General features: G+C 67.9%; 5 protein-coding genes, 1 tRNA gene and 2 rRNA genes. 2 read left to right on the top strand and 6 right to left on the bottom strand.

Translation table 11 applies throughout. The features are described 5' to 3' along the window. Nucleotides 1–30 precede the first annotated feature (30 nt). Together DCW30_RS28315 and DCW30_RS28320 are read right to left on the bottom strand one after the other, a co-directional pair. Nucleotides 31–699 carry a response regulator gene (locus DCW30_RS28315; RefSeq protein WP_129299912.1) on the bottom strand — a complete coding sequence of 223 codons (669 nt, stop codon included), beginning with the start codon at nt 697–699 and terminating at the stop codon, nt 31–33. Between the two features lie 244 nt (nt 700–943). Beyond that, on the bottom strand, nt 944–6451 hold the full coding sequence (locus DCW30_RS28320) for a HAMP domain-containing protein (RefSeq protein ID WP_119271226.1): 5508 nt from the start codon (nt 6449–6451) through the stop codon (nt 944–946). Nucleotides 6452–6723: 272 nt separating this feature from the next. Between DCW30_RS28320 and DCW30_RS28330 the strand changes: the two genes are divergently transcribed. Then, a complete protein-coding gene (locus DCW30_RS28330; protein WP_232626852.1) occupies nt 6724–9390 on the top strand; it encodes a SpoIIE family protein phosphatase in 2667 nt (888 codons plus the stop codon). Between the two features lie 98 nt (nt 9391–9488). On the opposite strand, the gene DCW30_RS28335 is transcribed toward DCW30_RS28330, so the two are convergent. Further along, a tRNA-Thr gene (locus tag DCW30_RS28335) sits at nt 9489–9561 on the bottom strand. 117 nt (nt 9562–9678) lie between these two features. Between DCW30_RS28335 and DCW30_RS28340 the strand changes: the two genes are divergently transcribed. Then, complete coding sequence (locus DCW30_RS28340) at nt 9679–10611, top strand: CE1 family esterase (RefSeq protein WP_076684231.1); 933 nt, start codon at nt 9679–9681, stop codon at nt 10609–10611. Nucleotides 10612–10626: 15 nt separating this feature from the next. On the opposite strand, the gene DCW30_RS28345 is transcribed toward DCW30_RS28340, so the two are convergent. The 3 genes from DCW30_RS28345 to DCW30_RS28355 all read right to left on the bottom strand — a co-directional run. Then, a complete protein-coding gene (locus DCW30_RS28345) occupies nt 10627–11289 on the bottom strand; it encodes a DegT/DnrJ/EryC1/StrS family aminotransferase (protein WP_076684232.1) in 663 nt (220 codons plus the stop codon). Between the two features lie 117 nt (nt 11290–11406). Next, nucleotides 11407–11523 (bottom strand): 5S ribosomal RNA (rrf, locus tag DCW30_RS28350). An 89-nt stretch (nt 11524–11612) separates the two neighbouring features. After that, nucleotides 11613–13004, bottom strand: a 23S ribosomal RNA gene (locus tag DCW30_RS28355); the annotation flags it as partial.

A 13004-nucleotide genomic window follows, 5' to 3' on the forward strand; every position in this document is an offset into this window, starting at 1 on the left:
CTCACCGGCCCCATGGGGCGACGTGCCGCCTCAGTTCTGCGAGGGGACCGAGGGGGCTCCGCTGTCCGTGCCCGGCTCCAGGGCGTCAAGGGCGCGGCGCAGGCCGGTCAGTTTGCGTTCGAGATGGGCGGCGGTGGCCACCGCCGCCGCGTCCGCCGACTCGTCGTCGAGCTGCTTGGAGAGCGCCTCGGCCTGCTCCTCGACGGCCGCGAGCCGCGCCGAAAGCTCGGCGGGCTCCTTCGCGTCGCCCGCGGGCTTGGCGCCGCCTTCGAGCTGGAGGCGCAGCAGCGCCGCTTGCTCGCGCAGTTGACAGTTCTTCATGTACAGCTCGACGAAGACCGAGACCTTCGCGCGCAGCACCCACGGGTCGAACGGCTTGGAGATGTAGTCCACCGCTCCCGCCGCGTAACCGCGGAAGGTGTGGTGCGGTCCGTGGTTGATGGCGGTGAGGAAGATGATCGGGATGTCCCGGGTCCGCTCCCGCCGCTTGATGTGCGCCGCGGTTTCGAAACCGTCCATTCCTGGCATCTGCACGTCCAGCAGGATGACGGCGAAGTCATCCGTCAGCAGTGCTTTGAGCGCTTCCTCCCCGCTCGATGCCCGCACCAGTGTCTGATCGAGCGCAGAGAGGATGGCCTCCAGCGCCAGCAGATTCTCCGGCCGGTCATCGACCAGGAGGATCTTGGCCTTCTGCACCATGGCCCGCCCTCCTCGCCCCGGCGAAACACCGGGTGCCGCCCCAGAGGACGACTCCCTTGCGTCGCCCGTCCTTGTGCCGGTCATCGTAGCCGCACCCCGCCTGTCGCCACACCCTGTCACCGCGATGTCACTGTGTACGTAGCAGAAACGCGGTGGGAGACCAGAAGGTTCCCCGAATACCGCCGTTCTACACGACCTCGGCCACACTCTGTCAGCAACTCCGCGTGACGAAGCCGGTTCTCGGTCATTGCCCGCGCATCCACTGCTCCATCACCGACAACAGGTGATCGGGATCGACAGGCTTCGTGACGTAGTCGGACGCTCCGGAGTCGATCGCCTTCTCCCGGTCGCCCTTCATCGCCTTCGCGGTGAGCGCGATGATCGGGAGCCCGGCGAACTGCGGCATCCTGCGGATCGCCGTCGTCGTCGCGTACCCGTCCATCTCCGGCATCATGATGTCCATCAGGACGACCGTGACGTCGTCGTGCTGTTCGAGGACCTCGATGCCCTCGCGGCCGTTCTCCGCGTACAGCACCGACAGGCCGTGCTGCTCCAGGACGCTGGTGAGCGCGAAGACGTTGCGGATGTCGTCGTCGACGATCAGCACCTTCTCGCCGCCGAAGTGGAAGCCAGGCCTCCCCGCGGCCGTCTCCTGACTCACCGCGGGCCACGGCTCCTGCGACCGCTGCTCCGCCGCGGCGCCCCCGGACGGCTGGCCCTGCGGCGCCGGCTGCGGCTCCACGGCCGGCGCGGGCCGCCTGCGCCGCCGGAAGAGCGAAGCGGGCGGTGCGGGCGCCTCGCGCCGCGGCCCGACCCCCTCGGCCTGAGCGGTGGCCTCGGCCCCCGCGCCCTCCTCCAGGGCGGGCAGCTCCCGCGTGGCGGGCGCGGGAGCGAGCTGGGCGTAGCCCTGCGGAGGCAGTTCGCTGGGGTGCAGGGGCAAATACAGCGTGAAGGTCGAGCCGCGGCCCGGTTCGCTCTGTGCGTAGATCTCGCCGCCGAGCAGCCGCGCGATCTCCCGGCTGATGGACAGGCCGAGCCCCGTGCCGCCGTACTTCCGGCTGGTCGTGCCGTCGGCCTGCTTGAACGCCTCGAAGATCACGCGCATCTTGCTGGCCGCGATGCCGATGCCGGTGTCCGTCACCGAGAAGGCGATCAGGTCGGCCCCCGCGTCCCGCAGCGAGCCGGCTTCGAGAAGCTGCTCCCTGATGGCGTCGGGCACGTCGCGGTTGGCGTGCCTGATGACCAGTTCGACGCCTCCGGAGTCGGTGAACTTCACCGCGTTGGACAGGAGGTTGCGCAGCACCTGGAGCAGCCGCTGCTCGTCGGTGTGCAGGGTCGCCGACAGCTCCGGGGACACCCGTACGGAGAAGTCGAGCCCCTTCTCCGCGGTCAGCGGCCGGAAAGTGGCCTCTACGTAGTCGACGAGTTGGACCAGGGCGATGCGCGTCGGGGAGACGTCCATCTTGCCCGCCTCGACCTTCGACAGGTCGAGGATGTCGTTGATGAGCTGCAGCAGGTCCGACCCCGCTCCATGGATGGTCTCGGCGAACTCCACCTGCTTCGGGGTCAGGTTCGAGTCCGCGTTGTCGGCGAGCAACTTGGCGAGGATCAGCAGGGAGTTGAGCGGCGTGCGCAGCTCGTGCGACATGTTCGCCAGGAACTCCGACTTGTAGCGCATCGAGACCGCGAGCTGCTCGGCGCGCTCCTCCAGGACCTGCCGCGCCTCCTCGATCTCGGTGTTCTTGACCTCGATGTCGCGGTTCTGCCGGGCCAACAGCTCGGCCTTCTCCTCCAGTTCCGCGTTGGAGTCCTGGAGTGCCTTCTGCCGGCTCTCCAACTCCGCCGACCGCTCCCGCAGTTGCTCGGTCAGCTCCTGCGACTGCTTGAGCAGCACCTCGGTCTTGGTGTTGACGCTGATGGTGTTGACGCTCGTCGCGATCATCTCGGCGATCTGGCTGAGGAAGTCCTTCTGGATCTGCGTGAAGGGCTGGAACGCGGCCAGCTCGATCACACCGAGGACCGTTCCCTCGAAGAGCACGGGCAACACGATGACCTGGGCGGGCGGCGCCTCGCCGAGGCCGGAGGCGATCCGCAGATAGCCCGACGGCGCGTTCTCCACGAGGATCGTGCGCCGCTCCTTGGCGGCCGTGCCGATGAGGGTCTCGCCGGGCCGGAACGACGTCGGCATGGACCCCATGGAGTAGCCGTAGCTGCCCAGCATGCGCAGCTCGTACGCGTCCTCCTGGTCGGCCCCGAGGTCCTTGGCGTCGTCCGTGGGCATCGCCAGGAAGAACGCGCCGTGCTGCGCGGAGACCACGGGCGTCAGCTCGCTCATGATCAGCGAGGCGACGTCCTCCAGGTCGCGGCGGCCCTGCATCAGGCCGGAGATCCGCGCCAGGTTGCCCTTGAGCCAGTCCTGTTCCTTGTTGGCGAGAGTGGTGTCGCGAAGGTTCGCGATCATGGTGTTGATGTTGTCCTGGAGGACCTGGATCTCGCCCGCCGCGTCGACCTCGATCTTCAGGTTGAGGTCGCCGCGGGTCACCGCGGTGGCGACCTTGGCGATGGCCCGCACCTGACGCGTGAGGTTCCCGGCCATCTCGTTCACCGACTCGGTGAGGTCGCGCCACGTGCCGTCGACGTCACGCACGCGTGCCTGCCCGCCGAGCTGCCCCTCGGTGCCCACCTCGCGGGCGACCCTGGTGACCTGCTCCGCGAAGGACGAGAGCTGGTCGACCATCGTGTTGATGGTGGTCTTGAGCTCCAGGATCTCGCCGCGGGCGTCGATGTCGATCTTCTTGGTCAGGTCGCCCTTGGCGATCGCGGTGGTGACCATCGCGATGTTGCGGACCTGTCCGGTGAGGTTGGAGGCCATGCCGTTCACGGACTCCGTCAGGTCCTTCCACGTACCCGACACGCCCGGGACGCGCGCCTGGCCGCCGAGGATGCCGTCCGTGCCCACCTCGCGGGCCACGCGGGTGACCTCGTCCGCGAAGGAACTCAGGGTCGTCACCATGGTGTTGACGGTGTCGGCGAGCTGCGCGACCTCGCCGCGCGCCTCGACCGTGACCTTCTTGGTGAGGTCGCCGTTGGCGACCGCCGCCGACACCTGGGAGATGTTCCGCACCTGGCCGGTCAGGTTGTTCGCCATCAGGTTGACGTTGTCACTGAGGTCCTTCCAGGTGCCCGTCACACCCGGCACCCTGGCCTGACCGCCCAGGATGCCCTCCGTGCCCACCTCGCGGGCCACGCGGTTCACCTGCTCGGCGAAGTTCGAGAGCTGGTCGACCATGGTGTTCACGGTCGTCACGAGCTCCAGGATCTCGCCCTTGGCGTCGACCGTGATCTTCTTGGACAGGTCGCCCATGGCGACGGCCGTGGTGACCTCGGCGATGTTCCGCACCTGGAGGGTGAGGTTGTTCGCCATGCCGTTCACGGACTGCGTGAGGTCCTTCCAGGTGCCCGAGACGCCCTGGACCTCGGCCTGGCCGCCGAGGATGCCGTCCGTGCCCACCTCGCGGGAGACCCGCGTGACCTGCTCGGCGAAGGCGGACAGCTGGTCGACCATCGTGTTCAGGGTGTTCTTCAGCTCCAGGATCTCGCCCCGGGCGTCCACGTCGATCTTCTGGGAGAGGTCGCCGCGCGCCACCGCCGTCGCGACCTGCGCGATGTTGCGCACCTGGGCGGTGAGGTTGCCCGCCATGCCGTTCACGGAGTCCGTCAGGTCGCGCCACACGCCCGCCACGCCGGGCACCTGCGCCTGACCGCCGAGACGCCCCTCCGTGCCCACCTCGCGGGCCACCCGCGTCACCTGGTCGGCGAAGGCGGACAGCTGGTCGACCATCGTGTTGATGGTGTTCTTCAGCTCCAGGATCTCGCCCCGGGCGTCGACCTCGATCTTCTGGGACAGGTCGCCGCGGGCCACCGCCGTGGTGACCTGGGCGATCTGCCGCACCTGCGACGTCAGGTTCCCCGCCATGAAGTTGACGGAGTCGGTGAGGTCCTTCCAGGTGCCGCTGACGCCGTCCACACGCGCCTGCCCGCCGAGTCGGCCCTCGGTGCCCACGTCCCGCGCCATCCGCGTGACCTGGTCGGCGAAGGACGAGAGCTGGTCCACCATGGTGTTCACGGTGTTCTTCAGCTGGAGCATCTCGCCGGACACGTCGACGGTGACCTTCTGCGACAGGTCGCCGTTCGCGACCGCCGTCGTCACCTGCGCGATGTTGCGGACCTGGCCCGTGAGGTTGCGGAAGGCGGTGTTCACCGAATCGGTGAGGTCCTTCCACGTACCGGCCGCGCCCTGCACCTGCGCCTGGCCGCCGAGCTCGCCCTCGACGCCGATCTCCCGCGCCACGCGCGTCACTTCGGAACCGAAGGCGGAGAGCTGGTCCACCATCGTGTTCACGGTGTTCTTCAGTTCGAGCATCTCGCCCGCGACGTCGACGGTGACCTTCTGCGACAGATCGCCGTTCGCCACCGCCGTCGTCACCTGGGCGATGTCGCGGACCTGCGTGGTGAGGTTGCGGAAGACCGTGTTGACGGAGTCGGTGAGGTCCTTCCAGGTGCCCGCCGCGCCCGGCACGTTCGCCTGCCCGCCGAGCTGCCCCTCCGCACCCACTTCGTTGGCCACGCGCGTGACCTCGTCCGCGAAGGTCCGCAGCGTCTCGGTCATCTGGTTGATCGTCTCGGCGAGCTGCGCGACCTCGCCGCGCGCGGACACCGTGACCTTCTGGGACAGGTCACCGTTCGCGACCGCCGTCGTGACCTGCGCGATCCCTCGGACCTGGGCCGTGAGATTGCCGGCCATGAGGTTCACCGAATCGGTGAGGTCCTTCCACACGCCCGCCACACCCGGCACCTGCGCCTGGCCGCCGAGCTCGCCCTCCGTGCCCACCTCGCGGGCCACGCGCGTCACCTCGGACGAGAACGAGGAGAGCTGGTCCACCATCGTGTTGACGGTGTTCTTCAGCTCCAGCATCTCACCCGCGACGTGAACCGTGACCTTCCGGGACAGATCACCCTTCGCCACGGCCGTCGTCACGAGCGCGATGTCGCGCACCTGTGCGGTGAGGCGGTATGCCATCGTGTTGACGGAGTCCGTCAGGTCCTTCCACGAACCCGACATGCCCCGCACCTTGGCCTGCCCGCCGAGCTTGCCCTCCGTACCGACCTCACTGGCCACACGCGTGACCTCGTCGGTGAAGGTGGAGAGCTGGTCGACGAGGTTGTTGACCGTACGCCCGACCTTCAGGAACTCGCCCCGCAGCGGATGCCCGTTCCCGTCGTTGCCCGGCGCCCGCAGCTCCATGCGCTGCTCCAGGTCACCGTCCGCCACCGCGGACAGGACACGGCCGACCTCGGAGACCGGGCGTACGAGATCGTCGACCAGGGCGTTCGACGCGTCGATGGCGGTCGCCCACGAGCCCTCGCTCGCTCCGCTCTCCAGCCGTTCCGTGAGTTTTCCCTCACGTCCGACCATGCGCCGCACCCGCGAGATCTCACCCGTCAGGTGCAGATTCCGGTCCGCCACCTCGTTGAAGACCGCGGCGATCTCTGACATGACGTCGTCGCCCGAGACCGTGAGCCGCTTGCGGAAGTTGCCGTCCCGCATCGCCACCAGGGCCGCGAGCAGCCTGTTCAGAGCCGCCGCGTCCACGGAAGCCTGTGCCCCCTTGCGCGGTTTGCGCTGTTTGTTCAGGGACTGTCCGTCTTTCGCGCGCGTGTCAGTGCCCCGCGTCGCTGCGCCAGACTCCACTGTGTCCCTCCCGCAAGGGTCGACCTACTGCTTGAGCTGCTCGGGCTGCCTCCATGAAGCCTGCCCAGTGTTTCACCATGGCCGAACCAGGCCATAACAGTTCGGCAGCTTCGCACACCGTCCGCACACCCTCCGGGCGGAAACACTGGCGACCGGCATCAGCATGGACGGCGAAGGTAAGTAACCTTGCATCCGGCTGTCCAACCACCCCGGTCCTGCCCGGCCTGGGCGGTGGTACACGAACAAGCGGGCATCGGAGGGGCGGCCGCACCATGAGTTCGGGAGAACTGGGCGTCGATACTCGTACGAGGAGTGCTGTGATCACCGCGCGTGCGGCTGCGACTTTCGACCCCGTCGGACGCTCCGTCGCGACGGCGCGCTCCTTCGTCCGCGACACCCTGCAGGGCTGGGGCTTCACCGACATCGTCGACGACGCCGTCGTCCTCACCAGCGAGCTGGTCACCAACGCCGTCGTGCACGCGGGCACCGCGGCCGACGTCCTGTGCCTGCGCACCGAGGACGCCGCGCGCATCGAGGTCTCCGACCGCTATCCGGAGCGCGAGATCCCGCTCCAGCAGTCCTCCCTGAGCATGGGCAGCCCCGACCGCGAGGGCGGCCGCGGCCTCCAGCTCTGCGCCGCCCTCGCCACCCGCTGGGGCGTCGAGTACACCCCCACGCACAAGCAGGTCTGGTTCCAACTCGACCTCCCCCACCGCCGCGTGGGCACCCGCACAGCGGGCCCCGCGCTCCCCGCCGAGCTGCTCCCCGTCGCCGACGGCAGGGTCCGCGTCGCCGTCATCCAGATCGACAGCGCCGGCGCGGTCTCCGCCTGGAACGAGGACGCCGAGGAACTCTTCGGATACGCCGCCGACAAGATCCTCGGCAAGCCGCTGAACGACCTCGCGGCCTGGCCGCACACCCCCGGCACCAGCACCGGCATCGCCGAGGCCCTGCAGCTCTCACGCTGGGAGGGCAGCTACGGCATCCGCGGCTCCCACGGCCGCGTGATCCCCGTCTACGCCTCCCACCTGCGGGTCCGCGACACCGACGGCGAACCGTCCACGGTCTGCCTCCTCGTACGGGACGACGAGCGAGCCGTGCTGCAGACGCCGATGCGCGGCGCGGCCCCCGAACAGGCCACCCTCAGCGAGCCGAACGCCACGGACCCCTTCGAGGTCTTCATCGGCTCCCCCGCCCCCGACGACCTCGACGGCCTGCTCCAGCGCACCGTCGAGCGCGCCCGCGACATGCTCGACGGCGACGCCGCCTTCCTCCTCCTCGCCACCGACGACGAGACGGAGCTGGAGGTCCGCGCTTCCACGGGCCTGCCGTCGGCCACCCAGCGCTTCGCCCGCGTCCCCGTCGAAGCGGGCCCGGGACGCTACGGCTCGGCCCGCATGCCGGCCGTCCACGAGGACCTCACGGTGGTCCCCGGAGCCGTCCCGCTCCTCAGCGGCACGGGCATGCGCTCCGTCGTCACCGTCCCCCTCAAGGTCGAGGGCCGCCTCACCGGCTCCCTCGGCGTCGCCGCCGAGTCCCCCGACCGGTACTCGAACGAAGAGGCGCTGCGCCTGCAGTTCGCCGCCGACCGCATCGCCCTTGCCGTGGAGTCCGCGCGCCTCGGCGAACTCGAACGGCTCCGCCGCGGCTCGCTGTCCTTCCTGGTCGAGGCCTCCGACCTGCTCGCGGGCACCCTGGACCGCGACCAGACGCTGGCCCTCATGGCCCAGATGACGGTCCCGACGCTCGCCACCTGGTGCGCCGTCTACACCATCGCCGACCAGTCGGCCGAGCCCTACCTCTCGTACGTCCTGCACGAGGACGAGGATCGCATCGACGGCCTCAAGGCCCTCCTGTCCAAGATCGCCCCGCCCGACCCGGTCCCCACGCCCGGAGCCCGCATCTGGGCGGCCCCCTCCGAGGCCGCGCACCAGGCAGCGCTCCGCACCTCCATGCGCAGCCTCGGCCTCGGCGAACCCATGACCGTGGGCTCCGGCATCGGCACCACCCTCTCCACGGCGTCCGCGGTGGGCGGCGAGACGGTCGTGCTGCCGCTGGTGGCCCGCAACCGCGTCATCGGCATGCTCACGCTCGGTAAGCCCTCGGACGAGCACTTCCGCCAGGAGATCCTGGAATTGGCCGAAGATCTCTCCCGCCGGGCCGCCCTCGCCCTCGACAACGCCCGCCTGTACTCCGAGCGCACCGCCATCAGCCAGTCCCTCCAGCGCAGCCTGCTGCCGCCCGGCCTCCCGCAGGTCCCGGGCGTCGAGGTCGACGTCATCTACCGCGCGGCCGGCGAGGGCAACGAAGTCGGCGGCGACTTCTACGACCTCTTCCCGATCCGCGACGGCGCCTACGGCTTCGCGATCGGCGACGTCTGCGGCACGGGCCCGGAGGCCGCCGCCGTCACGGGCCTGGCCCGGCACGCGCTGCGCCTGCTCGCCCGCGAGGGCTTCGGCGGCCCCGCGGTCCTGGAGCGCCTGAACGCCGCGATCCTCGACGAGGGAGCCCGCAGCCGCTTCCTGACGCTCCTGTACGGCGAGCTGTGGCCCCAGGAGGACGGCTCGGCGGTCCTGAAGGTCGTCTGCGCCGGCCACCCACTGCCCCTCCGTCTGCGCCAGGACGGCACGGTCGAGCCGTACGCGGAACCGCAGCCGCTGCTCGGCGTCATGGAGGACCTCGAACTGTACGAGCAGACGATGACGCTCGACCCCGGCGACGTCCTGCTCTGCGTCACCGACGGCGTCACCGAGCGCCGCGAGGGCACCCGCATGCTCGGCGACGACGGCCTCGCCGACGTCCTCACGACCTGCACGGGCCTCACGGCCGGCGCGGTGGCGGCCCGCATCATGCGCGCGGTGGAGCGCTTCGCCTCCGACGCCCCGTCCGACGACATGGCGATCCTCGCGATGCGCGTCCCCGGCCTCCAGAAGGACTGACCGCGCCGGGGCGCCTCCGGGTGCCCCGGCCCCGGCCGCATCCGCCCCCGAACGCACTGAAGGCCTCCGCCCAACAGGGCGGAGGCCTTCATGATCTGAGCCCCCAAGCGGAATCGAACCGCTGACCTTCTCCTTACCATGGAGACGCTCTACCGACTGAGCTATAGGGGCCTGCTGCGCTCCGGGGGTTTTCCCCTCGGCAACGGAATAGATCATACCTGAATTCCGCGGCCGTTCGAACCGCCCATTCCTCTGGACCGCCCACGGCTTCACTGCCACTCTGCGCGCATGCCGTCCCTACGCCGCACGCGCTTCGCACCCCCTCTCGCCGCAGCAACGGCCCTGCTTCTGCCCCTGGTGGCCTGCGGTTCGTCGAAGGACCCCTCGGACAAGCGACCGGGCCCCACGAAGAAGCCGACGGCCACTGTCACGCCCCGCCCCGGCGACCAGAAGGTCACACTCGTCTGGAAAGGCGAGAAGCGCGTCTACCGGGTCCACACCCCGCCCGGATACACCCGCGCCGGCAGACTCCCCCTCGTGATCGCCATGCACCCCTATCCGGCCGACGGCGAAGCCATGGCGGAGATCAGCGGCCTCAACGCCAAGGCCGACAAGGAGAACTTCCTCGTCGCCTACCCCGACGGCCTCAACCGCGGCTTCAACGCCCTGATCTGCTGCGGCACCGAGGACGACGTCGGCTTCATCCGTGCGATCACCGAGACGCTGACCGGAAGCTGGAAAGCCGATCCCGCGCGCGTCTACGCCACCGGCATCTCCAACGGCGGCGACATGGCGTACAAGCTGGCCGTGGAACTCCCCGGCACCTTCGCGGCCATCTCCCCGGTGAGCGGCGGCTATCTGGGCACGGACGCGGAGAAGAAGTCCTATGTGCCGAGGACACCGGTATCGGTGCTGACCTTCATCGGCGGCCTGGACGAGCACTATGCCGGAATGGACGCGGGCATCAACGCCTGGCAGAAACGCCTGTCCTGCGAGCCGGACGACCGGCAGCTGCTCAAGAAGAACCGCATCAGGAAGACGGCGGCCACATGCCGGGACGGCTCTGAAGTGGTCGTCTACCGGCTGCCGAAGATGGGCCACTCCTGGCCGAACGGCGCGGGCGGCGACATGTCCGACCCGACGGCCGGCGTCAACGCCACTGACGTGATGTGGCGCTTCTTCGAGAAGCACACCCTGGACTCATCGGAGTCACCGTCATAAGGGTGTGCGCCGCCCTCAGAAGGCGGGCTGCAGCAGACCGCCGAGGGCATTGCACGCGGAGACGACACGCTGCAGGTCCCGGCGCGACATCGAGGCGTCGACCGGCAGCGCCAGCGTCTCGTCCGCGGCCCGCTCGGTCTGCGGCAGGCACACGTCCCGCCGGAACTGCGGCAGCCGGTGCACCGGAGTCTTCACCGGCACCCAGCAGTTGACGCCCCTGGCACGCACGGCACGCGCGAAGGCGTCGCGGTCGGGCCGCCCGTTCCCCGGCACGCGCACGACGTACTGCTGATAGCTGTGGTCCGCGCCGCCCTCGGGCGTCATGACCCCGCTGAGCCGTCCGCTGAGGTAGGCGGCATGCGCCCGCCGCCGAGCGAGCCCGTCGGTCACACCCTCCGACTCGTTCCGCTCCAGCACCAGCAGGCCGTGGCGTTCTCCTACGTCACGCAGTCGTCGCACGTCGGCCTGGTTCCCGAAGCGGTGCTCGACGATGACGGCGGCCGTGCGCGGGCTCACGACGTCGGCGACGGCATCAGGGGCGAGGCAGTACGACGCGGGGTCTATGTCGGCGAAGACCGGCATCGCTCCCGCGAGGACCACGTCTTCGGCGGTCTCGGCGTCGCCGTACGCGGACACGACGACCTCGTCACCGGCACCGATGCCGGCGGCGCGCAACATCCCAACAGTCCTCATGTCTCCGGATGTTGGCCGCGCAACGTGAACGGCAAGTGACGCAAAACAAAAAAGAGCTGGTCCCTGAACCGAAGTTCAGGGACCAGCTCTTCATCAAGATTAGTTCGGCGGCGTCCTACTCTCCCACAGGGTCCCCCCTGCAGTACCATCGGCGCTATGAGGCTTAGCTTCCGGGTTCGGAATGTAACCGGGCGTTTCCCTCATGCTATGACCACCGAAACACTATGAAACTGTCAACCGCACCACGCTCTGTGACAAACGCGGGGTTGTTCGTGGTTTCAGAACCAACACAGTGGACGCGAGCAACTGAGGACAAGCCCTCGGCCTATTAGTACCAGTCACCTCCACCCGTTACCGGGCTTCCAGATCTGGCCTATCAACCCAGTCGTCTACTGGGAGCCTTAACCCCTCAAAGGGGGTGGGAATACTCATCTCGAAGCAGGCTTCCCGCTTAGATGCTTTCAGCGGTTATCCTTTCCGAACGTAGCCAACCAGCCATGCCCTTGGCAGGACAACTGGCACACCAGAGGTTCGTCCGTCCCGGTCCTCTCGTACTAGGGACAGCCCTTCTCAATATTCCTACGCGCACAGAGGATAGGGACCGAACTGTCTCACGACGTTCTAAACCCAGCTCGCGTACCGCTTTAATGGGCGAACAGCCCAACCCTTGGGACCGACTCCAGCCCCAGGATGCGACGAGCCGACATCGAGGTGCCAAACCATCCCGTCGATATGGACTCTTGGGGAAGATCAGCCTGTTATCCCCGGGGTACCTTTTATCCGTTGAGCGACGGCGCTTCCACAAGCCACCGCCGGATCACTAGTCCCGACTTTCGTCCCTGCTCGACCCGTCGGTCTCACAGTCAAGCTCCCTTGTGCACTTACACTCAACACCTGATTACCAACCAGGCTGAGGGAACCTTTGGGCGCCTCCGTTACTCTTTGGGAGGCAACCGCCCCAGTTAAACTACCCATCAGACACTGTCCCTGATCCGGATCACGGACCGAGGTTAGACATCCAGCACGACCAGAGTGGTATTTCAACGACGACTCCACGAACACTGGCGTGCCCGCTTCACAGTCTCCCACCTATCCTACACAAGCCGAACCGAACACCAATATCAAACTGTAGTAAAGGTCCCGGGGTCTTTCCGTCCTTCTGCGCGAAACGAGCATCTTTACTCGTAGTGCAATTTCACCGGGCCTATGGTTGAGACAGTCGAGAAGTCGTTACGCCATTCGTGCAGGTCGGAACTTACCCGACAAGGAATTTCGCTACCTTAGGATGGTTATAGTTACCACCGCCGTTTACTGGCGCTTAAGTTCTCAGCTTCGCACGCCCGAAAGCGCACTAACCGGTCCCCTTAACGTTCCAGCACCGGGCAGGCGTCAGTCCGTATACATCGCCTTACGGCTTCGCACGGACCTGTGTTTTTAGTAAACAGTCGCTTCTCGCTGGTCTCTGCGGCCACCCCCAGCTCAGAGTGCAAGACTCATCACCAGTGATGGCCCCCCTTCTCCCGAAGTTACGGGGGCATTTTGCCGAGTTCCTTAACCATAGTTCACCCGAACGCCTCGGTATTCTCTACCTGACCACCTGAGTCGGTTTAGGGTACGGGCCGCCATGAAACTCGCTAGAGGCTTTTCTCGACAGCATAGGATCATCCACTTCACCACAATCGGCTCGGCATCAGGTCTCA

The organism is Streptomyces alfalfae (assembly GCF_004127445.1).
Classification (GTDB): Bacteria; Actinomycetota; Actinomycetes; order Streptomycetales; family Streptomycetaceae; genus Streptomyces; species Streptomyces alfalfae.